The following is a 20,046-nucleotide window of genomic DNA, read 5'->3' as shown; positions in this document are numbered from 1 at the left end:
CCATGGATTTCCTGACCCTTCTGCAGGTGCTCGACACCACCATCCGGCTTGCCACGCCGCTGCTGCTTGCCTGTCTCGCCGGGCTCTTTTCCGAGCGCGCGGGTATTTTCGACATCGGTCTCGAAGGCAAGATGCTGGCCTCGGCTTTCCTCACCGCCGCCGTCGCGGCCGTTACCGGCTCGGTGCTGATCGGCACGCTGGCGGGGATCGGCGCGGCCTTGATGCTCTCGGGCATTCACGGCCTCGCCTCGATCACCTTCAGGGGCAACCAGCTGATTTCCGGCGTCGCGATCAACTTCCTCGCCGCGGGCATCACGGTCGTCATCGCGCAGAGCTGGTTCGGACAGGGCGGACGCACGCCGCAGCTTTCGGGCAATGCGCGGTTCGAGAGCATCGACCTGCCCTTCGTGTCCGAAATCCGCGACATCCCCGTCCTCGGCCCGATCTATGCCGAGCTGATCTCGGGGCACACGCTGCTGGTCTATGTGGGCCTGCTGATGGTGCCGCTGACTTGGTGGGTGCTGTTTCGCACCCGCTTCGGCCTGCGGCTGCGCGCAGTGGGCGAGAACCCCGCCGCCGTCGATACCGCCGGCATCTCGGTCGTCGGGCTGCGCTTTGCGGCCGTGGCGATCTGTGGCCTGCTCACCGGCCTTGCCGGAGCCTATCTCTCGACCGGTCTTCAGGCGGGCTTCGTCAAGGACATGACGGCGGGGCGCGGCTATATCGCGCTCGCCGCGCTGATCTTCGCCAAGTGGCGGCCATGGTACGCGCTTGGCGCCTGCCTGCTGTTCGGCTTCCTGCAGGCGATCGCCCTGCGCCCCGACGTGATCGAGGGCACGCTCGGCTTCGAAGTGGGCGTGCAGCTTCTCGACGCCCTTCCCTATATTCTCACGGTGGTGATCCTCGCAGGCTTTGTCGGCCGCGCGATCCCGCCCCGCGCCGGAGGCGAACCCTATGTCAAAGAGCGTTGAACTCGCGGGCCTGATCAAGGCCCAGGCCGGGGCCGATCCTGTCAGATACGGGCTGATCCTCGGCTCCGGCCTCGGCCACATCGCAGGTGCCGTCGATGGCGTCACCATCCCCTATGACAAGCTTTCGGGCTTTCCGCATGCGGGTGTGTCGGGCCACAACCCGGTACTCGCCGTGGGCGATCTGGAAGGCCAGCGCGTCGCCGTCTTCGGCGGGCGCGCGCATTACTACGAGCGCGGCAATCCCGGCGAGATGCGACTGCCGCTCGAGGTGCTCAAGGAACTTGGCGCCGAGGCGGTGATCCTCACCAACGCCGCGGGGTCGCTGCGCGCCGAGATGCCCACCGGCTCGATCATGGCGCTCTCGGACCACATCAACTTCTCGGGGCTGAACCCGCTGATCGGAGAGACGACCGATGCGCGCTTTGTGCCGATGGGCGACGCGCACGACCCGGAGCTGCGAGCCAAGCTGCACGCGGCGGCGCGGGCCGAGGGGGTCGAGATGCATGAGGGCGTCTATGCCTGGTATTCCGGCCCCTCCTTCGAGACCCCGGCCGAGATTCGCGCGATCCGAACCCTCGGTGCCGACGCGGTCGGCATGTCGACGGTGCCCGAGGTGATCCTCGCGCGCTTCATGGGTATGAAGGCGCTGGCCATCTCGGCGATCACCAACATGGCCGCCGGCATGTCCGACGAGAACATCGGCCACGAGCACACCAAGGCGATGGCGCCCTTGGGTGCGGCCAAGCTGGAACAGGTGCTGCGCCGGATGCTGCGCGACATGGGCTGATCGCGCCGCAACGCGGCATTCTTTGCGCCGGGGGCTTGGAAAAGCCTGCCGCGGCTGCCTTAATCGGCCCCAGCGCAAAAGGCTTCGCATGCAGCTCTACCTCCCCATTGCCGAGGTGTCGGTCAACATTTTCCTAATCCTCGGCCTCGGTGGGCTGGTGGGGGTGTTGTCGGGCATGTTCGGCGTCGGCGGCGGGTTCCTGATCACGCCGCTCCTGTTCCTCGCGGGCATTCCGCCCGCCGTGGCCGTCGCCACCTCGACCAACCAGATCGTCGCCTCGTCCTTCTCGGCCCTTCTGGGACATCTGAGGCGCCGCACCGTTGACATGACAATGGGCGCGGTGCTGCTCGCGGGTGGCCTCGTGGGCTCGGGCCTCGGCATGGCGGTGTTCAACTGGCTGCGCGCGCGCGGCCAGGTCGACCTGCTGGTCGAGCTGAGCTACGTGATCTTTCTCGGCACGGTCGGCGCGATGATGCTAGTCGAGAGCCTGAACGCGCTGCTGAAGTCGCGCCGCCCCGGCGCGCGGCCCAAGCGGCGCAAGCACTACTGGGTCCATGCGCTGCCGCTCAAGATGAAGTTCCGAGTCTCGGGGCTCTACATCTCGGCGATCCCGCCATTGCTGGTGGGGCTGTCTGTGGGTGTGCTGGCGGCGATCATGGGGGTCGGCGGCGGCTTCGTCATGGTGCCCGCGATGATCTACCTGCTCGGCATGCCGACCAAGGTGGTGATCGGCACGTCGCTGTTCCAGATCATCTTCGTTACCGCCTTCACCACAATGCTGCACGCCGTGACCAACCAGACGGTCGATATCGCGCTGGCGCTTCTGCTCATCGCGGGCGGGGTGATAGGCGCGCAGCTCGGCACAAGGATAGGCGCGCGAATGAAGGCCGAGCAGCTGCGCATCCTGCTTGCGCTCCTCGTGCTGGCGGTCTGCGGGCAGCTGGCCCTGGGTCTCGTGCTGCGGCCCGCCGAACTTTACGAGATCCAATCGGTGGCCCCGTCATGATCCGGCTGGCGCTGCTACTCGTCGCGATCGCCCTGCCCGGCCATATGGCGCGCGCCGAGGAGATCGTGCTCGGGCTGAGCCGCGATCAGGTCGCGATCACCGCCACCTTCGACGGCTCCGACATCCTGATCTTCGGTGCGGTGCACCGAGAAGCGCCGCCCCCGGTGAACGCGGACCCGCTTGAGGTGATCGTCACCGTCGCCGGCCCCCCCGAGACCGCCATCGTGCGCCACAAGGAGCGCCGCGCCGGGATCTGGATCAACGCCGACGCCGTGCGGATCGAGGGCGCCCCCTCCTTCTACGCCGTCGCCACCACCGCGCCGCTGGGCGAGGTTCTCAGCATCACCGAAGATCTGCGGCTGGCTGTGTCGATCTCGCGCGCGATCCGCGCGGCGGGCAATCGCGCCTTCGAGACGGCGAACCACGTCGCGGCGCTGGTGCGGATCCGCAAGGCGCAGGACGTCTACCGGCTGCAGGAGGGGGGCGTCGATCTCGACCGCGAAACGCTGTTTCGCACATCGCTCGCCCTGCCCGCCGATCTCGTCGCGGGCAACTACACCACGCGGATCTTCCTGACACGGGGCGGCAAGGTGATCGACAGCTACGAGACGGTGATCGGCGTGCGCAAGGTCGGCGTCGAACGCTGGCTCTACGACTTCTCGCGGGAGCAGGCCGCGCTCTATGGGCTCTTGTCGCTGGCGTTGGCGATCGCGGCGGGCTGGGCGGCTTCGGCGGCCTTTACGGGCTGGCGTCGCTGAGAGCCGCTAAAATCCCCCCTATTCCAAGGCTCCCGCAGGGGCGCTTTGGCATGCTAGCTTCGGTCAGGGGGGGCCTGTTACAGCCTAAAAGGAGCACCGATGTCACATCGATGGATGTTCGACGTGTTGGTCGATCTCGGATCCTATGCCAGCCGCAACGGCCTGCCCCAGCTGGCGCGTCGGCTGTCGGAGGTGGCCGGTCAGGCCGCGCATGAACTGGCGATCATCCCGTCAGGCCGGCCGGGCGAGCGCGCCGAAGCCCCGACATCCGCGCGCCACCGCGCCGATTAGGCGCAGCGCCCCCTCTGGCCCCTGTCGCGGCGCGCGGGTAGGGTCGCGCCATGACACTTCCCGCCGTGACGTACTCCTCCGACCAGGCCGAAGCCTGGGATGCCGTGACGCAGCTTCTGCGGCTCAGCGGCATCGATCTCGACGACGAATTGCTGAGCGCGCCCGCCTCGGACGCGCAGCGCACCATCGCCGTCATCGGCAAGGCAGGCTCCGGCAAGACGCTGCTGCTCGCGGAGCTGACCGCCGCGCTCAAGAAAGCGGGCGTCGACATCGTCTCGGGCGATTGGGAGGGGCGCCGCAAGAAAGACCGGCGCACGCTGGCCGTTCTCGCGCCGACCAACAAGGCGGCGAGCGTGCTGCGCAATCGCGGCGTCCCTGCGACGACGATCCACCGCATTCTCTATACACCGGTCTACGACCCCGAATACGAGAAGATCGCCGAATGGCTCGGCGGTGACGGCGAAAAGCCAAACATCGAGGGCCTCACCGAAGAGGCCCTGGCCCGCGCCGCCAGCGCCTTCGCCACCCATGGCTCGGTGCCCGCCGCACTGGCCGCCGCCGGTCTCAGGGGATCGGACTTCATTACCGGCTGGAAGCGCCGCGAGGAGCCGCTCGACATCGGATTCATCGACGAATCTTCGATGCTCGACGAGAAACAGGTCGAGGATCTCAAGGAGATCTTCCCGACGCTGGTGCTGTTCGGCGACCCGGCGCAGCTGTCCCCGGTGCAATCCTTGGGCGGCATGGTGTTCGACACCATGAAAGACGCCGACAAGCATGTCCTGCATCGCATCCACCGGCAGGACGCTGACAATCCGATCCTCGATCTCGCCCATGCGCTGGCCGATCCGCAGGTCGATTTCTACGCCTTCGAGCGACTGGTGCAGGAGGCCGCGAACCGCGACGAACGCGTCGTCATGGCGCGGCGGGTCGAGGCCGAGCTGATGGCCCGCTCGCCGGTTCTCGTGTGGCGCAACGCCACGCGCATCCGTCTGATCCACGCCTTCCGCGCCGCTTACGGCGCGCCAGAGGGCGACCTGCTGCCGGGCGAGCCGCTGATCTGCGACGGGATCGAACTGCCGCTGAAGCATCGCAAGAAGCGGCTCGATCTGGAGGCGCGCGGCCTGATCAAGGGCGCGCAGGTGGTCTATATGGGCCCCGGGCGCAAGCCGGGGTTTTCGCGGCTGCACGTGATGGGCGCGCCCGAGCCGCAGCTTTCGGCAGCCTCGATCGTGCGGATCGAGCAGGAGGGAGACGCCGAGCCCTTCATCCCTTATGCGGCGCGGATGGGCGCCACCTTCCTGCATGGCGCGGCCGTCACGATCCACAAGGCCCAAGGTTCACAATGGGACACGGTGCAGGTCTTTGCCCCCGACATCGAGATCGCGGCGCGCATGGGCCGGGTCGAGGCCGGACAACCCCTATGGAAACGGCTGACCTATGTCGCGATCACCCGCGCCGAGCGCGAGCTGCGCTGGGTGGTGCGCTCGATGCTGGCCAAGCCGAGCGACAGCCTGAACACCGACGACCTCGTAGCCCCCGCTGCCCCCTTCGAACTCAGCGCACCGACGGCGCAGGAGGGCTGAGTTCCGCGGCCGGGGCCGCGAGTCGCACAGGCTCGAAGTGATGCGCGACCGAGGCTGCGTAAAACCGCAGCACCGGCTCAGCCCCTGCAGCGGGCGCCAGCCCCTCGCCGCCTTCGATCACCAGCCCGCGCTGCTTGAGGTTGTTCAACGCATCCGCCGTGATCCGCGCGGCATCGCGGCGCGGCAGCGCCACGCCGCGCGCATGTAGCATGCCCAGACGGGCCGCGACGCGGATCTCGATCCGCGCGGACGGCAAGGGCGAGGCGTCGAGCAGGATCCCCGCGACAAGCGGCACCGGCAGCACCGGCATCACCGCCTCGATCCGGCGCATCATTTCCTTCGACAGCCGCGCCGTATCCTGCGGGCCCGGAGCCTCGTCTCCCAAGAACTCGGCCAGCGACAGCGGCTGCCCGAAACCGACCGAGGCGGTGCCATAGCCGCGAAACCTTCCCGTGAGCCGTTGCCCCAGATGCCCCATAACGGCCCCCGCCAGCCGCGAAGCCGGAACGCGGAACCGCCGGCCGCCTGCCTCGGCGGCGCCGATCAGCACCCGGTCCTCGAGCACGCGGTCGTAATTGAGCGCCACCGGCACGAAGATCACGTCGCGGCGGTGGTTCGCGAAATCTTCGACGATATGCCCCAAAAGCCCGGTCTTGGGAGCGGCCACGCGCCCCGTGAGACTCAGCCCGCCCTCGGGAAAGATCGCCTGCGTCACGCCCCCCGCCGTCGCCATCTGAACATAGCGTTGCAACACCCGGCGATAGAGCACGCCGCGGTCGCGTCTGCGGATGAAATAGGCCCCCATCGCCCGGATCACCGGCGACAGCGGCCAGACCCGCGCCCATTCGCCCACCGCGTAGGACAGCGCCGAGGTCCGCGCGGCAAGCCATGTCACCAGCACGTAATCCATGTTGGAGCGGTGGTTCATCACGAAGATCACCGCCGCGTTCGCGTCGATCGCATCCAGTTCGTCCCGGTCGAAAGCCCCGAGACGGATCCGGTAGAGCGCCCGGCTGAGCCATTTGGCAAGCCGGATGCCGAAGGTGAAATAGGCGGTCGCCGAAAAGGACGGCACGATTTCGCGCGCATAGTCGCGGGCCTGCTCGAAGGCCACGTTCTCGGGAACGCCGTGGCTCTGTGCATGTTCGACGATGGCTTGTGCGACGGCGGGATCGTAGATGAGCCGCTGAATCATGTCGTGACGCCGCGCCAGCTTGAACGGCTCGATCGGGCGCGCCAGCCTCGTGTTGAGCCGCGCCACGGCACGCTCCATGCGCTTGCGAAAGAACCAGCGTACCGAGGGAAACAGGAAATGCGATGCGAAGGTGACCGCCGCGAACAGCACGATCAGCACGAGCAGCCAGAGCGGGATTTCGACAGGGCGGAACATGGGCCGACCCTGACGCAATCCGGCGCCCGAGGGTAGCGTCCGAGAGGCCCCTCCCCCGCACTTGCCCTGCTTTCACGCGCCGGAACGATGCGTTTGGAACACACCTGGGGTCTTCGGATGGCCCTGCCGGTGCTCCCGGCGCCGTGATGGGGCGACCGGGCTGGACGCCTCGGGACCGAGTGCCCATCATGAAGGACCGCAGAATGCGAGAGACAATCGTGTAAAGGCGACCCGAACCTGCGCTGCGGGATCAGGCGCCTGCCCGCCCATGCGAACCGGACGATGCCATGACCGTTCCTCCTTCCCCGCCCCGGCGACCCGAAGATGCCACGCCCCTCGTGCTGCGTCCCGATCTGCCGACGCGCGCGGGGTTCGATTCCGATCATCCGCTGGCCATGGGGGCGGTGGGTCGGGACGGACCCGCCATCAGCCATCTGGGCGACCTCGCGGCCTTGCTGCCAAAGGAGGCTTCCGTTCCGGTGGTGATCGCCTCGGACGCGACGGGCCCGTGGATCCTGGCCATGCTTGCGGCTTGGGCCGAGCGGCGCCCGGAAGGGGCGTCGGCGCTGCAAGGTGCGCTGTGCAACGATGCAATCCGGATCTGCCAAGGCCCAGCGTCCCCGGCCTGGTCGGCCGAGGCGGCCCTCGATCTTGCCGCTGACACGCTGTCATGGAGCCGGCGCGCCCTGCCGCAGATGCGCGGGGCACGGCTGCCGGTCGCGGCCCCGATGGACGGTGATCCGGTGCCGCCGCTCGCGATGGCATTGCAATCGGGGCTGGCACTGCTGGCCGCGACGTCGCGGCGGGAGAGGCCACAGCATCTTTTTGCAGCCGCTGGAGGCATCGAGTTCGTCATGCCCGGCGATACGCCCGGCCACCGCGCAGCTGGCGCGTATTTGGCGCAGCTGTGGCACGCACTGCTCACGGAACGGTACGGGGCGGGGTTTGCCCCGCGCGAGGATCTGGTGCTCTATTCCGACGAGAAGGGTCCGGGCTTTGCCCGCATATCGCCGCCCGAAATCGATGTCCTGCGCGCGGCTCTCGCGTGGCGCGAGGCAGAAGGCACGTTCACCTGTGACCACGGTCCTTTGCAAATCGCGCCCCCTTCGCCGGCCACCGACACCGCTGGCGAGGCCGGTCCCGAACGGAACGCCGCGCTTGCGCGGTGGCGTCAGGAGCGGGACGGCAACGCCGTTCAGAAATCGCTGCTGGCGCTGCGCGAGGCCGCGAAACGCGGCATCAACGTCATGGGTCCTTCGGTCGCCTGCGCCAAGGCGGGGGTAACGACCGGCGAATGGGCCGCGGTGCTGGCCGCCGCGCTTCCGGCCCGGTCGCGGCCCGTCTCCCACGCTCAGCCGATTCCGCCAGCCGATCTGGCCCCGGCGCAGGCGCGCCTGCAACAAGCGGCGCAGGGACTCGCACGTCCCGTCACGCTGTTGCTGGTGCGCCCGGGCCTCGATGGTCGCCCTTGGATCGAGCACCCCGTCTTTCGCGCGGCAAAGGATTGCGGTGTCGATATCCGCGATCCCGGCGCGCGCCTGTCACCTGCCACAATAACCCAAGCGGTCTCGCGCGAACGGCCCCATGTCCTGATCTTTTGCTTGGCCTCCACGCAATCGGCGCAAATGACCACGAGCATTCTGGTTGACCTGCAAAAGGCCGGCTTTGGATCGATCCCGGTGTTGGGCTTTATCGCATCGGGAGAGGAGTGGCTTGGCTTCGAGGAATTCGCGGGTTCGATGACGCTACGAAATATTGGCGAAACAACTGCCCCTGCCCTACTTGACGATTTGGCAAACTTGATCATTTCAAGAAGATCCGCGTCGAATTAAGCCACCCTACCCTTTTAGACAGGTCACAGCTTCTTGTTGATCATTGCAATGAACAATGATCAATACTGGGATCATTCAGCAGGAAGAACATCTACATGAACACCAATCTCCACGAGTTGTCTCGCAAGGAACTCGAAAAGCTTCGCAAGGATATCGACGAGGCGTTGTCGACCGTTTCCCAGCGCGAGCGTAAAGCGGCATTGGACGCCGCCGAGCGTGCCGCTGCAGAACACGGGTTCTCTCTTGCCGAACTTGCGGAGTCCGCAAGCAAGGGCCGGAAAACCAAGACCAAGAACCCCGCAAAATATCGCAACCCCGAAGACCCGAACCAGACCTGGTCCGGACGCGGCAGAAAACCGCGCTGGATCAACGAGGCGGAGGCCGCCGGCCGTCCTCTTTCCGATTTCGAGATCTGAATCTTTTTTGGCCGGGCGACTTTGCCCGGCCAATTACCCTTTTCAGGCGAACAACGCATGAGCACTCATATCGGCGCGGCCCCCGGTGAAATCGCGCAGACCGTACTTCTTCCCGGCGACCCGCTTCGGGCGAAATGGGCCGCGGAGACCTTTCTCGATGCGCCGCGCTGCATCAACGAAGTGCGCGGCATGTTCGACTTTACCGGGAAATGGCGTGGTCACGAGGTGACCATTCAAGGGTCGGGCATGGGAATGCCATCGCTGTCGATCTACGTCAACGAGTTGATCCGCGACTATGACGCGCGGACCCTGATCCGCGTCGGCTCCTGCGGCGCGATGCAGGCCGATATCGTGGTACGCGACGTGATTCTCGCCGTGACGGCATCCAGCGTCGGAAACCCGTCGCGCGCGATGCTGCGCGAAATCCATTACGCGCCCCACGCCGATTACGGGCTTTTGCGCGCGGCTCACGACGCCGCCATGCGCCGGGGAACTGCCGTGCATGTCGGAGGAATTTATTCCTCGGATACGTTTTACGACGAACGCCCCGATCTGCACGATCAAATGGTGCGCCATGGCATCCTTGCCGTGGAAATGGAGGCGGCGGAACTCTATACGCTGGCCGCCCGCCACGGCCGGCGCGCTCTGGCCGTGCTGACCGTATCGGACCACCTCGTCACCGGAGAAGACCTGCCGGCGATGGAGCGCGAGCGCAGCTTCGGCGACATGGTCGAGATCGCCCTCGAAGCGGCCTTCGCCTAGGCGCCGTGCCCGCTTGCATAGCCGTTGCGCTGCGGGCTGTCCCAGCCCTTCAACGCCTGCGGCTCCAGGCGCAGCACCGTCATGGAGAGCGGATGGCAGGCGGCATGATCGCTCGAATGCCCGGCTCCGCAGTCGCCGCCCGGACAGGCGCTCATTACCGCCAGCAGGTCGATCTCGGCGAAAAGATCGAGATGGTCCCCCGCCCGCACGGGACTCGCCTTCATGAAGTAACGCCCGCTGTCCCAGGTGAAGCCCGTGCACATGAAGACATTGAGCACGTCATGTACATGCGCTTCGGCCTCGGCCAGCGACAGCCCCTCATGCGCCGCCAGCGCGCGGGTGAGGTTGGAATGACAGCAGCGGTCGTAATCCTCGCCCGAGAGCAGGCGATGCGTATAGGGGTCGCAGCGCGTGCCGATCACGTCATGGACCGATCCCCCGTCGGCATCGATGCCGTACCAGTCGAGGCTGTCGGCGATGATCGTGGCCATCGGGCGAAAATGCGGGAAACAGGACCACAGGCGGTCGCCCACGCTTACATGCGTGCCGTGCAGGGCGCGGGTCTTGCCGGAGAAGAAGCGCTCGGAAAGATCGCCCCGGGCAAAGAGATTGAGATCGCCGACCTGAGGCCCCTCGGGACAGCCGAGCCGCAGGATATGGCCTGCGGGCACCTCGATCGCGGTGGCATCGCGCAGGGGCACGGTAACCCGGGCCACCTCCCGCGCGCTCTGCGCCGCCCGGCGGTAGAGATCCATCGGCGGCGGCGTCAGGCTCGTGTCGGGATAGACGAGAACCGGGGGAGCCGCCCGGCGCGCATCGGCGTCGGACGGCTGTGTCATCAGACGGCCCGCTCGACCATCATGTGCTTGATCGACTGGATCGCTTTCGCGGGGTTCAGACCCTTGGGGCAGGTCTTGGCGCAGTTCATGATCGTGTGGCAGCGGTAGAGCTTGAACTCGTCCTCGAGATCATCGAGCCGCTCGCCCGTGGCCTCGTCGCGGCTGTCGACGATCCAGCGATAGGCATGCAGGAGCGCGGCCGGCCCGAGATAGCGATCGCCGTTCCACCAGTAAGATGGGCAGGCTGTCGAACACGAAGCGCACATGATGCACTCGTAAAGGCCATCGAGCTTGCGCCGATCCTCGATCGACTGGCGCCATTCCTTAGCCGGCGTGTTGGTCTCGGTCTCCAGCCACGGCTTGATGCTCGCGTGCTGGGCATAGAAATGGGTCAGGTCGGGGATCAGGTCCTTGACCACCGGCATGTGCGGCAGCGGGTAGATCTTGATGTCGCCTTTCACCTCGTCGATGCCGTAGGTGCAGGCCAGTGTGTTGATGCCATCAATGCTCATCGCGCAGGAGCCGCAGATCCCTTCGCGGCAGGACCGGCGGAAGGTGAGTGTCGGATCGATCTCGCTCTTGATCTTGATCAGCGCGTCGAGAATCATCGGCCCGCAATTGTCCACATCGACGAAATAGGTGTCGACGCGCGGGTTCTTTCCGTCATCGGGGTTCCAACGGTAGATCTGGACCTTGCGCAGATTGGTCGCGCCCTCAGGCTTGGGCCAGGTCTTGCCATGGGTGATCCGGCTGTTCTTGGGAAGCGTCAGTTGGACCATGGGTCACCTCTTGTCGAAATGGGGGGTCGGAACCGCGGCCGTTTTCCGGCTCTGGCTCCACGCTGGGTCGAATTGGCCAAAGAAGGCCGAGATGGCCTCCGAAGGCAGGGTCAGAGTCTGCTGCCAAGCGCTGTTCAGACGCTCGGGCAGCAGGCCTGCCGCGATCTCGTCGCGCCGGATGGAGGCGAGCCCCGAGTGACCGGCGATCTCGCGCGCCCGGTGATCGACCTCGACCACGAGGACGCGTTGACCATGATGCAGGCCGCGGATCGTGCCGTGCAGCCGTGTGCCGACCACGTCGACCGCTCCGGCGGCGAGAAAGGCGTCATAGGCCGCAAGGTTGGGCGGCAGCAGGCGCACTGCTTCATGACCGGGCAGGCGTCGCAAATGCGCGAGATCGCGCGGCTGCTGCGGCCAGAACCAGACCTCGTCATAGACCTCGCGAAGTCCCGCCAGCAAATCCGCGTCGGTGTCATGCGCGAGATGGCGGGTCAGCGTGAACACCGCGCGCCGCGCCGGCCCCTCGCCGCCGATCTCACGCGGCGCCGACCACAGGGTCGGACAGGAGGTCATGACGCCTTTGAGGCCGATCTCCTCAAGCAGGCGCAGCGCCACGTGATCGCGCACCGAATGCAGGTGCCTTGCCGAAAGGACGTGCCTCAACAGGCGGCGCTGCAGCGGGTGCACGCGGTCGAAGTCGCGGTTGCCGCCGACTCCCACCAGCACGACTTTGCCGCGCAGCGCGGAAAGGTCGCGCGGCATGATCCGCCACATGTAGTCCGAGCCGAGCCGGAACCGTGCAGAGAGCGCGTTGGTGCCGAGCATCAGTACGATGTCGGCGGCGGCAGCGGCGCGGCGGCCCGAGGGTCCGAGACCGTCATGCCCGGCCGAGGTCGTGACATAGGCGTCGCGCAGCAGCGGCGCGATTTCGGCGCGGCACCGGTCCATGATGATCTCGTCGCCGAGATTGTCGGAGGCGCAAGCCGTGTCGATCAGGTGAGCATGGCGCAGATGCGAAGCGTTGCCCGCATCGTGCCATGCCTCCCGATCGGTCCGCGCCGCCGCGTTCACCTGAGCCTCGGCGGGCGCACTGGCATCTGGCCGCTGCGGGCCACGACGCAGTTCTCATAGACCTCGAAAGGGTCGCGGCCGCGTAGATAGTCGTCGGTCACCCCGATCGAGATGCCCGATGACAGCCCACCGCGCGAGCTGGCGCCGACGCTGACATTGCCCGTCGGGCCTTGGGCCGCACGAGCCCGCTCCTCGCAAACCCGCGCCGCGTCGAGCGGCGACAGCGGGGCCTGCGTGCAGGCCCCGGCCATCAGCGGCAGCGCCAGAAGCAGCGCCGCGCGCATCAGTAGACCCGCGCCTTGGGCGCGATCTTCTTGAGATCGATGCCGCCTTCATCGGCCGTGGTCAGCGGGTCGAGATGCACCGGGCGATAGTCGAGCCGCGCGGTGTTGCCGTCGATCCAGGCAAGGGAATGCTTGCGCCAGATCTCGTCGTCGCGATCGGGATGATCCTCATGCGCATGGGCGCCACGGCTTTCCTTGCGCGCCTCGGCGGCGGTGATGGTAGCCAGCGCGTTGGGCATCAGGTTGGCCAGTTCCAGCGTTTCCATCAGGTCCGAGTTCCACACGAGGCTGCGGTCGGTGACATGGATGTCGTCCATCTTCGCCGCCGTGGCCTCCATCTTCTTCATGCCCTCGGCGAGGGTCTTGTCGGTGCGGAACACCGCCGCGTCGGCCTGCATGTTGCGCTGCATCTCGAGCCGCAGCTCGGCGGTGGGGGTGCCGCCCTTGGCATGGCGCAGCCCATCGAAGCGGTCGAACGCCTTTTCGATCGCCGCCTTGGCCGGGGCCTTCACGGTGGTCGAGGGATCGACCACCTCGCGCGCCCGGATCGCCGCGGCGCGACCGAAGACCACGAGGTCGATCAGCGAGTTGGAGCCGAGACGGTTAGCGCCATGGACGGATGCGCAGCCCGCCTCGCCCACCGCCATCAGGCCCGGCGTCACCGCGTCGGGGTTCTCGGCCGTGGGGTTGAGCACCTCGCCCCAGTAGTTCGTGGGGATGCCACCCATGTTGTAATGCACGGTCGGCAGCACCGGGATCGGCTCCTTGGTGAGGTCCACGCCCGCGAAGATGCGCGCCGATTCCGAGATGCCGGGCAGACGCTCGGCCAAGGTCTCGGGCGGCAGGTGGTTGAGGTGCAGGTGGATGTGGTCGCCATCCTTGCCGACGCCGCGGCCCTCGCGGATCTCCATGGTCATGCAGCGCGAGACCACGTCACGCGAGGCGAGATCCTTGTAGGTCGGCGCATAGCGCTCCATGAAGCGCTCCCCCTCGGAGTTGGTGAGGTAGCCCCCCTCACCGCGCGCGCCTTCGGTGATCAGGCAGCCCGCGCCGTAGATGCCGGTCGGGTGGAACTGCACGAATTCCATGTCCTGTAGCGGCAGGCCTGCCCGCGCCACCATGCCGCCGCCGTCGCCGGTGCAGGTGTGCGCCGAGGTGGCGGAGAAATAGGCACGGCCATAACCACCCGTCGCCAGCACCACGGTCTTGGCAGCAAAGACATGCATCGTGCCGTCATCGAGCTTCCACGCCAGGACGCCGCGGCAGGTGCCGTCATCATCCATCAGCAGGTCGATGGCAAAATACTCGATGTAGAACTCGGCCTTCTGCTTGAGCGACTGGCCGTAGAGCGTGTGCAGGATCGCGTGGCCAGTCCGGTCGGCGGCGGCGCAGGTGCGCTGCACCGGCGGGCCTTCGCCGTATTCGGTGGTGTGGCCGCCGAAGGGGCGTTGGTAGATCTTGCCCTCTTCGGTGCGCGAGAAGGGCACGCCGTAATGCTCCAACTCGTAGACCGCCTTCGGGGCCTCGCGGGCGAGGTACTCCATGGCGTCGGTGTCGCCGAGCCAGTCGGAGCCCTTCACCGTGTCATACATGTGCCATTGCCAGCTGTCGGGGCCCATGTTGCCAAGCGAGGCGGCGATGCCACCCTGTGCGGCCACGGTGTGGCTGCGGGTCGGAAAGACCTTGGAGATGCAGGCGGTGCGCAGACCCTGCTCGGCCATGCCGAGGGTCGCACGCAGACCGGCACCACCGGCGCCGACCACCACCACGTCGAATTCGTGGGTCTCGTATTCGTAGGCTGCCATTGAGGGGTCTCCGATCAGAGGGCGAGGCGGATCAGGGCGAGAACGCCGATCGCGGCCAGAGCATAGGAAAGACAGGTCACACCGATGATCAGCGCCTTGCGGGTGAAGCCTGGGCGTAATCCTCGATCATGATCTGCGCGCCGGCGCGGAAGTGCCAGAAGCCGACGATGAAGGTCAGCACCGCGATCGCCGCCGGGATTGGACGCTGGTAATAGATCACCACCTCTTCGTAGGTGCCGCCCAGAATGGCGCCGAAGGTAAAGACGAAGAGCGGGATCAGGATCGCGAGCGCCACCGAGGAAATGCTCATGCGCCAGTGCTGGCGGGTGCCGGAGTGCGAGGCCCCGAGGCCGTGGGCACGCTTGCGGTCGGTCAGGTAAGCCATGCGGGTGCCCCTCAGAGTACGACGACGGTGAAGATGGTCAGCAGGACCGAGACGATCAGGATGATCTGGCTGAGCAGTTCGGCCTTGTCGATCTCCAGAAGCTTCACCTCGTCCCAGATCAGGTGCCGGATGCCCGCGAGGGTGTGATACCACAGGCCCAGCACCGAGAAGAACATTACCAGATCGCCGAACCAGCTGCGCAGGAACCCGTCGGCGGTGGCAAAGCTCTCGGGCCCGGCGGCGGCGGCGGCGAACCACCAGACGATCAGCGCGGCCGACACGACCATGGCATTGCCGGTGATCCGCGTGAGGATCGAGGTGATCGCGGTGATCGGCCATCTGTAGATCGTCATATGGGGCGAAAGCGGGCGGTTGCCCCGGTTCACGTCGGCCATGGCGTCGTCCTTATCTGGCGTGCGGGCCTGCGCATGGGCGGCCCCGGCTGGCTTATCCCTAGCGATTTTGGGCGGCCTGTCACCCGGGACGACTGCCAAAACCGTGGAAAAATCGTTACGGAGGGCGAGAATCCGCCAGCTGTGATCACAGTCTTAGAAACTGTGATCACGCAAGAAGATCGGAATGGCGATGTTTGGGGCCCGGGCATGTCCCTGATCTAGGCAGACGCACGCGTCTGCCCAGATCCTGCGACGATCCGCCCCTGCTCAGAGCTGACCCAACTTGAGATCGGCGGAATAGGCAACATCCGCTTCCTTAGTGACGGCCTGCCCGCAGCGCATGACGCCATTGGCCGAGTCGTAGGCATAGCTGGGCTCTCCATAGAGATCCCAGCCCTTGGACAGCGCCTCGGTGACCTTGTGACAGAAGGCCGAAGTGTCGTCCCCGGTGAGAAAACGGTAGATCTTCATGAGATGGCTCCGAAAGGGTTGGGTCCGACCCAGCCATGCACCAGCCCGATCAGGATGAAAACCACCACTGCGATGATCGCGGTGCGCAGTTCGCGCGCCATCGTCACGGGGGCCGGACGCACGGTAAGCGGCATGCGCGCGTCGAGCAGCGCCATCTCAATCACCGCCCAAAGCCCGAGACCCCCGAACAGCACCAATGCCGACCATGTGCCATTGGCCAAAAGATGCGCCCCCGACCACAGCGACACCGCCAGAAGTTGCGGATGGCGCAGTGCCACGGCGATACGGGTCTTGGCCCCCGAGGCGGCAAAGAGATAGACCGCGACGAGCATCATCAGGTTGTTGAGATGCCGCGTCCACGCCGCAGGCGTCCGGTGATACGCCGAATCCCAGCCGATATAGCCGAGAATCATCAGCAGCAGGCCGAGCAGCACCGTCATCGCCACGACGGGCCGCGCGCGGCGTCCGAGCCGGGCATGCAGCGCCGGGGCGAGTTGCGGCATCAGATGCGCCGCGCTCCACAGACCCAAGCCCAACACCACGAGAATCATGAGGTTTCTCCCTCGCCGACGATGCGCGCCAGTTCAAGCGTCGCTCGGGCGCTCTGCACATGCAGCGCCTCGACGATCTCGCCATCGACCACCGCCACCCCCTGCCCTTGCGCCATCACCGCCTCGTGGGCGGCGATGCGGCGGCGAGCGAGGTCGACCTCCTCGGCGCTCGGTGCGAAGGCCGCGTTGGCCGCCGCGATCTGCGCAGGGTGGATCAGGCTCTTGCCGTCAAAGCCCATGTCGCGGCCCTGTTCGCATTCGGCCCCGAGCCGCGCAGGGTCGTCTAGCGCGTTGCATACCCCGTCGATCGCCAGCACCTGCCGCGCCCGCGCCGCAAGCAGCGTGCCCTGCAGAGCCGCCCAGAGCGGCATCCGGTCGGGACGGGCGCGCAGGCCGAGGTCGCGGGCGAGATCGTTGGTGCCCATGATGATGCCGGCAAGCCGGGGATGCGCGCAGGTCTCGGCCCCCAGAACGCCGCGCGCAGTCTCGATCATCGCCCAAAGCGGCCTCGTGGTGCGCGCCGCCACCGCATCGAGATCCGCCAAACCATCGACCTTGGGCACCACCACCCCATCACAGTCCCATGCCGCCAGCGCCGCGAGATCCGCTTCGCCCCAAGGCGAGCCGAGGGCGTTGATCCGCACCAGCCGCGTCCCGCCGCGCGATCCGGCCTGTGCCAGCGCAGCCCCGAGGCGTTCTCGCGCCGTCTCCTTGGCGGCGGGGGCGACGGCGTCCTCAAGATCGAAAATCAACGCGTCGCAAGGCAGATCGCGCGCCTTTTCCAGGGCGCGGGGGTTCGAGGCCGGAACATAAAGCAGGGAGCGGAATGGCATGGGCGGACCTTCGACAAGGGGATGCCCGCGACAGTGCCTCGCCGGACGCATGGACGCAACGGCGGCCCCGTTAACCGCATCTTCGCGCCGCTGCGGCAGTCTGGAAACAAGGCCCCAAGCCGATCCCTCCGAAGGAGACCGCGATGACCCCGACCCGACTGATGTTGCTGGCGCTGCCGCTTTGCGCGCTGGCCCTGCCCGCCGCCTCGTCCCCGCGCTGCGGCACGCATGAGATGATCGTCACGCAGCTGGCCGAACGCTATGGCGAAAGCCGTCAGGCCATCGCACTCGACGGGGCCAATCAGGTGATCGAGGTCTTCGCCTCGGACGCCACAGGCAGCTGGACCCTGCTCGTGACCCGTGCCGACGGGCAAAGCTGCCTGTTGGCGGCGGGACAGGCCTTCGAGATGCTGAGTGAGGCCCTGCCATCGGGCGATCCGGAGGCGTGAGTCCCATGATTTCGGCCTTTTTCGGCCTGTTTCGCTTCGGCGACTGCGCCAGATTCAGCCATCCCTTCCGGTTGCAGAAAAAAATCCTTCGGACCATGCAACCGGCGCCGAGACCGGGTGTTCTTCCTTCAGACACGGGCCGGTGATCTCCGCCAGGGGATGCGGGGCCCGTTGAAGGACGAAAGGTCTGGAACAATGAAACTTCTTCTCACCTCAGCCGCGACCGCGCTCGTCATGGGCACGACCGCTTACGCCGAATCCCATAGCATGGGCATGGGCGCCTACGAAGTCACCGCTGACGACTTCTATGCCTCCAACCTGATGGGCATGCGCCTTTATTCCTCCGAGCAGGAACTGGGCTCCAACGGCGATATGATCAACTTCGCCGAACAGGAATGGGATGATATCGGCGAGATTAACGACCTCGTGATCTCCGAAGATGGCGCGGTTCAGGCCGTAATCGTCGGCGTTGGCGGCTTCCTTGGGATCGGCGAAAAGGACGTCGCCGTCACGATGGATCAGATCCGCACCTATGACGACGAGAACGGCGAGCGGTTCCTCGTGATCAACTCCAGCCAGGAAGCTCTCGAAGCGGCTCCGGCCTTTGAGCGCGCCTCCGTCGAAGACACCGCCATGACCAATGGCGAAGCCGCCGAGCCAGGCATGGTCGAGCAGACCGGTGCCGCCGCCACCGCGGCTGCCACCGCGACCATGGCCGAGGGTGAAGAGACCGAAATGGCGACCGATACCGCCACGGTCCCGGCCGCCGGCGAGACCACGACCACCGAGGTCGAGACCGAGATGGCCGAGGGCGAAGCCGAGCTGGAAACCACCGCTCCAGCAGCGACCACCGCTGGCATGATCGAGCGCGAGGGCTACACCACCACCCCCGTCACCGACCTGAGCACCGAAGAGATCAACGGCGCCACCGTCTATGGCGCCAATGACGAGAATATCGGCGACATCGAAGACCTTGTGGCTTCCGACAGCGGCGAAATCACCGAGGCCGTGATCGGCGTCGGCGGCTTCCTCGGAATCGGCGAAAAGAAGGTTGCCGTGAACTTCGAGGATCTGCAGATCCTGTCCAACGAAGACGGCTCGGACATCCGCGTCTATATCAGCGCGACCGAAGACGAGCTGAAGGCGCTGCCGGAATACGAAGCACCGGCCGAGGAGATGGACGCCAACGCCGTCGAGATGGAAACCGAGACTGAAACTGTGCCCGCCGCGCAGTAACCGACGCCCACCCACCACGCGGCCGCCCCTCGGGGCGGCCGTTTGCGTTTGCGCAAACATCGCGTGACCAACTCGGCAAGACCCGCCTCAGGCTTGCAAGAGGGTCTGGCACGGCTTAGGCAAAGCCTCGCAAACACATTCTCGACAGGAGCCATTCATGGCCAGACCCAAGATCGCCCTTATCGGCGCCGGTCAGATCGGCGGCACGCTCGCCCATCTCGCCGCGATCAAGGAACTCGGCGATGTCGTGCTGTTCGACATTGCCGAAGGCACCCCCCAGGGCAAGGCGCTGGATATCGCCGAATCCGGTCCGGCCGAGGGCTTCGACGCCACCCTCAAGGGCACCAACGACTATGCCGACATCGCCGGCGCGACGTGTGCATTGTCACCGCTGGTGTGCCGCGCAAGCCCGGCATGAGCCGTGACGACCTTCTGGGCATCAACCTCAAGGTCATGAAGTCCGTCGGCGAGGGCATCGCCAAGCACGCCCCCGACGCCTTCGTCATCTGCATCACCAACCCGCTGGACGCGATGGTCTGGGCCCTGCGCGAATTCTCGGGCCTGCCGCACCAGAAGGTCTGTGGCATGGCCGGCGTGCTCGATAGCGCCCGCTTCCGCCACTTCCTCAGCCTCGAATTCGGAGTCTCGATGAAGGACGTCACCGCCTTCGTGCTCGGCGGCCACGGCGACACCATGGTGCCTTTGGCGCGCTACTCGACCGTCGGCGGCATCCCCCTGCCCGATCTGGTGCAGATGGGCTGGACCACGCAGGAAAAGCTCGATGCGATCATCCAGCGCACCCGCGACGGTGGTGCCGAGATCGTCGGCCTGCTCAAGACGGGTTCGGCCTTCTACGCCCCCGCCACCTCCGCGATCGAGATGGCCGAAGCCTATCTCAAGGATCAGAAGCGCGTGCTGCCCTGTGCGGCCTATGTCGACGGCGCGCTTGGCTTGAACGGCATGTATGTGGGCGTGCCCACCGTGATCGGTGCCGGTGGCGTGGAGAAGGTCATCGACATCAAGATGAACCGCGACGAGCAGGCGATGTTCGACAAGTCGGTCGACGCGGTGCGCGGCCTCGTCGATGCCTGCAAGGGGATCGACTCCAGTCTTTCCTGATCCGCTTTCGAAATCTTCAGAAAAGGGCGC

At 66.4% G+C, this 20,046-nt stretch carries 21 protein-coding genes and 2 pseudogenes; 12 read left to right on the top strand and 11 right to left on the bottom strand.

Going from position 1 to position 20,046, the window contains the following annotated elements; all coding sequences use genetic code 11:
* Positions 1-2: 2 nt before the first annotated feature.
* From MBELCI_RS08055 to MBELCI_RS08035, 6 genes are all read left to right on the top strand, one after another.
* The gene (locus MBELCI_RS08055; RefSeq protein ID WP_021693699.1) at positions 3-971 is read left to right on the top strand and encodes an ABC transporter permease; all 969 of its coding nucleotides are present in this window, start codon (positions 3-5) and stop codon (positions 969-971) included.
* Positions 955-1,758, top strand: a complete 804-nt coding sequence (locus MBELCI_RS08050; RefSeq protein WP_021693698.1) for a purine-nucleoside phosphorylase — start codon at positions 955-957, stop codon at positions 1,756-1,758. The genes MBELCI_RS08055 and MBELCI_RS08050 overlap by 17 nt, the downstream gene beginning before the upstream one ends.
* An 88-nt stretch (positions 1,759-1,846) precedes the next feature.
* Positions 1,847-2,764 (top strand): sulfite exporter TauE/SafE family protein, encoded by a 918-nt coding sequence (locus MBELCI_RS08045; protein ID WP_021693697.1) that lies wholly within the window; start codon positions 1,847-1,849, stop codon positions 2,762-2,764.
* Complete coding sequence (locus MBELCI_RS08040; protein WP_021693696.1) at positions 2,761-3,522, top strand: TIGR02186 family protein; 762 nt, start codon at positions 2,761-2,763, stop codon at positions 3,520-3,522. The genes MBELCI_RS08045 and MBELCI_RS08040 overlap by 4 nt, the downstream gene beginning before the upstream one ends.
* 99 nt (positions 3,523-3,621) lie before the next feature.
* Positions 3,622-3,813, top strand: a complete 192-nt coding sequence (locus MBELCI_RS20700; protein ID WP_021693695.1) for a hypothetical protein — start codon at positions 3,622-3,624, stop codon at positions 3,811-3,813.
* A gap of 50 nt (positions 3,814-3,863) precedes the next feature.
* On the top strand, positions 3,864-5,399 hold the full coding sequence (locus tag MBELCI_RS08035) for an AAA family ATPase (RefSeq protein WP_045319865.1): 1,536 nt from the start codon (positions 3,864-3,866) through the stop codon (positions 5,397-5,399).
* Here MBELCI_RS08035 and MBELCI_RS08030 read toward each other — a convergent pair.
* The gene (locus MBELCI_RS08030; RefSeq protein WP_021693693.1) at positions 5,371-6,789 is read right to left on the bottom strand and encodes a 1-acyl-sn-glycerol-3-phosphate acyltransferase; all 1,419 of its coding nucleotides are present in this window, start codon (positions 6,787-6,789) and stop codon (positions 5,371-5,373) included. The two genes, MBELCI_RS08035 and MBELCI_RS08030, sit on opposite strands and share 29 nt — an antisense overlap.
* Positions 6,790-7,076: 287 nt before the next feature.
* Here MBELCI_RS08030 and MBELCI_RS08025 point away from each other — a divergent pair, with 287 nt between their 5' ends.
* The 3 genes from MBELCI_RS08025 (at position 7,077) to deoD (ending at position 9,799) form a co-directional block, all read left to right on the top strand.
* On the top strand, positions 7,077-8,621 hold the full coding sequence (locus MBELCI_RS08025; RefSeq protein WP_021693692.1) for a methylmalonyl-CoA mutase family protein: 1,545 nt from the start codon (positions 7,077-7,079) through the stop codon (positions 8,619-8,621).
* Between the two features lie 95 nt (positions 8,622-8,716).
* Positions 8,717-9,037, top strand: a complete 321-nt coding sequence (locus MBELCI_RS08020; protein ID WP_021693691.1) for an H-NS histone family protein — start codon at positions 8,717-8,719, stop codon at positions 9,035-9,037.
* A 57-nt stretch (positions 9,038-9,094) separates the two neighbouring features.
* Entirely contained in the window at positions 9,095-9,799 is a 705-nt protein-coding gene (gene deoD / locus MBELCI_RS08015; protein ID WP_021693690.1) for a purine-nucleoside phosphorylase, read from the top strand.
* On the opposite strand, the gene MBELCI_RS08010 is transcribed toward deoD, so the two are convergent.
* The 10 genes and pseudogenes from MBELCI_RS08010 to MBELCI_RS07965 form a co-directional block, all read right to left on the bottom strand.
* Positions 9,796-10,638 (bottom strand): urea carboxylase-associated family protein, encoded by an 843-nt coding sequence (locus MBELCI_RS08010; RefSeq protein ID WP_021693689.1) that lies wholly within the window; start codon positions 10,636-10,638, stop codon positions 9,796-9,798. The two genes, deoD and MBELCI_RS08010, sit on opposite strands and share 4 nt — an antisense overlap.
* Complete coding sequence (locus tag MBELCI_RS08005) at positions 10,638-11,417, bottom strand: succinate dehydrogenase iron-sulfur subunit (RefSeq protein ID WP_021693688.1); 780 nt, start codon at positions 11,415-11,417, stop codon at positions 10,638-10,640. Before MBELCI_RS08005 ends, MBELCI_RS08010 begins: the two co-directional genes overlap by 1 nt.
* Before the next feature lie 3 nt (positions 11,418-11,420).
* Positions 11,421-12,488 carry a polysaccharide pyruvyl transferase family protein gene (locus MBELCI_RS08000; protein ID WP_021693687.1) on the bottom strand — a complete coding sequence of 356 codons (1,068 nt, stop codon included), beginning with the start codon at positions 12,486-12,488 and terminating at the stop codon, positions 11,421-11,423.
* Positions 12,485-12,772 (bottom strand): hypothetical protein, encoded by a 288-nt coding sequence (locus MBELCI_RS07995; protein WP_021693686.1) that lies wholly within the window; start codon positions 12,770-12,772, stop codon positions 12,485-12,487. Before MBELCI_RS07995 ends, MBELCI_RS08000 begins: the two co-directional genes overlap by 4 nt.
* Positions 12,772-14,577 carry a succinate dehydrogenase flavoprotein subunit gene (gene sdhA, locus MBELCI_RS07990; RefSeq protein ID WP_021693685.1) on the bottom strand — a complete coding sequence of 602 codons (1,806 nt, stop codon included), beginning with the start codon at positions 14,575-14,577 and terminating at the stop codon, positions 12,772-12,774. Before sdhA ends, MBELCI_RS07995 begins: the two co-directional genes overlap by 1 nt.
* A gap of 14 nt (positions 14,578-14,591) precedes the next feature.
* A pseudogene (locus tag MBELCI_RS07985) lies at positions 14,592-14,962 on the bottom strand (succinate dehydrogenase, hydrophobic membrane anchor protein).
* Between the two features lie 11 nt (positions 14,963-14,973).
* Positions 14,974-15,357 (bottom strand): succinate dehydrogenase, cytochrome b556 subunit, encoded by a 384-nt coding sequence (gene sdhC / locus MBELCI_RS07980; protein WP_021693683.1) that lies wholly within the window; start codon positions 15,355-15,357, stop codon positions 14,974-14,976.
* Positions 15,358-15,624: 267 nt separating this feature from the next.
* A complete protein-coding gene (locus MBELCI_RS07975) occupies positions 15,625-15,828 on the bottom strand; it encodes a DUF1737 domain-containing protein (RefSeq protein ID WP_021693682.1) in 204 nt (67 codons plus the stop codon).
* Entirely contained in the window at positions 15,825-16,379 is a 555-nt protein-coding gene (locus tag MBELCI_RS07970; RefSeq protein WP_021693681.1) for an NnrU family protein, read from the bottom strand. Before MBELCI_RS07970 ends, MBELCI_RS07975 begins: the two co-directional genes overlap by 4 nt.
* Positions 16,376-17,212 (bottom strand): HpcH/HpaI aldolase/citrate lyase family protein, encoded by an 837-nt coding sequence (locus tag MBELCI_RS07965; protein WP_021693680.1) that lies wholly within the window; start codon positions 17,210-17,212, stop codon positions 16,376-16,378. The genes MBELCI_RS07970 and MBELCI_RS07965 overlap by 4 nt, the downstream gene beginning before the upstream one ends.
* A 143-nt stretch (positions 17,213-17,355) precedes the next feature.
* Here MBELCI_RS07965 and MBELCI_RS07960 point away from each other — a divergent pair, with 143 nt between their 5' ends.
* The 3 genes and pseudogenes from MBELCI_RS07960 to mdh all read left to right on the top strand — a co-directional run bounded on the left by MBELCI_RS07960 (position 17,356) and on the right by mdh (position 20,016).
* Positions 17,356-17,661 (top strand): hypothetical protein, encoded by a 306-nt coding sequence (locus tag MBELCI_RS07960; protein ID WP_021693679.1) that lies wholly within the window; start codon positions 17,356-17,358, stop codon positions 17,659-17,661.
* Between the two features lie 195 nt (positions 17,662-17,856).
* Entirely contained in the window at positions 17,857-18,897 is a 1,041-nt protein-coding gene (locus MBELCI_RS07955; protein ID WP_052512694.1) for a PRC-barrel domain-containing protein, read from the top strand.
* Between the two features lie 157 nt (positions 18,898-19,054).
* Positions 19,055-20,016, top strand: a pseudogene (gene mdh / locus MBELCI_RS07950) (malate dehydrogenase).
* Positions 20,017-20,046: the final 30 nt, after the last annotated feature.

It is taken from the genome of Limimaricola cinnabarinus LL-001 (assembly GCF_000466965.1).
GTDB classification, from domain to species: domain Bacteria; phylum Pseudomonadota; class Alphaproteobacteria; order Rhodobacterales; family Rhodobacteraceae; genus Limimaricola; species Limimaricola cinnabarinus.
This window is presented reverse-complemented; position numbering and strand designations above follow the sequence as displayed.

Excerpts from the sequence above, each read along its gene's own strand:
- MBELCI_RS08055 (WP_021693699.1), top strand. The coding sequence starts at position 3 with ATGGATTTCCTGACCCTTCTGCAGGTGCTCGACACCACCATCCGGCTT.
- MBELCI_RS08050 (WP_021693698.1), top strand. The coding sequence starts at position 955 with ATGTCAAAGAGCGTTGAACTCGCGGGCCTGATCAAGGCCCAGGCCGGG.
- MBELCI_RS08045 (WP_021693697.1), top strand. The coding sequence starts at position 1,847 with ATGCAGCTCTACCTCCCCATTGCCGAGGTGTCGGTCAACATTTTCCTA.
- MBELCI_RS08040 (WP_021693696.1), top strand. The coding sequence starts at position 2,761 with ATGATCCGGCTGGCGCTGCTACTCGTCGCGATCGCCCTGCCCGGCCAT.
- MBELCI_RS20700 (WP_021693695.1), top strand. The coding sequence starts at position 3,622 with ATGTCACATCGATGGATGTTCGACGTGTTGGTCGATCTCGGATCCTAT.
- MBELCI_RS08035 (WP_045319865.1), top strand. The coding sequence starts at position 3,864 with ATGACACTTCCCGCCGTGACGTACTCCTCCGACCAGGCCGAAGCCTGG.
- MBELCI_RS08030 (WP_021693693.1), bottom strand. The coding sequence starts at position 6,789 with ATGTTCCGCCCTGTCGAAATCCCGCTCTGGCTGCTCGTGCTGATCGTG.
- MBELCI_RS08025 (WP_021693692.1), top strand. The coding sequence starts at position 7,077 with ATGACCGTTCCTCCTTCCCCGCCCCGGCGACCCGAAGATGCCACGCCC.
- MBELCI_RS08020 (WP_021693691.1), top strand. The coding sequence starts at position 8,717 with ATGAACACCAATCTCCACGAGTTGTCTCGCAAGGAACTCGAAAAGCTT.
- deoD (WP_021693690.1), top strand. The coding sequence starts at position 9,095 with ATGAGCACTCATATCGGCGCGGCCCCCGGTGAAATCGCGCAGACCGTA.
- MBELCI_RS08010 (WP_021693689.1), bottom strand. The coding sequence starts at position 10,638 with ATGACACAGCCGTCCGACGCCGATGCGCGCCGGGCGGCTCCCCCGGTT.
- MBELCI_RS08005 (WP_021693688.1), bottom strand. The coding sequence starts at position 11,417 with ATGGTCCAACTGACGCTTCCCAAGAACAGCCGGATCACCCATGGCAAG.
- MBELCI_RS07995 (WP_021693686.1), bottom strand. The coding sequence starts at position 12,772 with ATGCGCGCGGCGCTGCTTCTGGCGCTGCCGCTGATGGCCGGGGCCTGC.
- sdhA (WP_021693685.1), bottom strand. The coding sequence starts at position 14,577 with ATGGCAGCCTACGAATACGAGACCCACGAATTCGACGTGGTGGTGGTC.
- sdhC (WP_021693683.1), bottom strand. The coding sequence starts at position 15,357 with ATGGCCGACGTGAACCGGGGCAACCGCCCGCTTTCGCCCCATATGACG.
- MBELCI_RS07975 (WP_021693682.1), bottom strand. The coding sequence starts at position 15,828 with ATGAAGATCTACCGTTTTCTCACCGGGGACGACACTTCGGCCTTCTGT.
- MBELCI_RS07970 (WP_021693681.1), bottom strand. The coding sequence starts at position 16,379 with ATGATTCTCGTGGTGTTGGGCTTGGGTCTGTGGAGCGCGGCGCATCTG.
- MBELCI_RS07965 (WP_021693680.1), bottom strand. The coding sequence starts at position 17,212 with ATGCCATTCCGCTCCCTGCTTTATGTTCCGGCCTCGAACCCCCGCGCC.
- MBELCI_RS07960 (WP_021693679.1), top strand. The coding sequence starts at position 17,356 with ATGACCCCGACCCGACTGATGTTGCTGGCGCTGCCGCTTTGCGCGCTG.
- MBELCI_RS07955 (WP_052512694.1), top strand. The coding sequence starts at position 17,857 with ATGAAACTTCTTCTCACCTCAGCCGCGACCGCGCTCGTCATGGGCACG.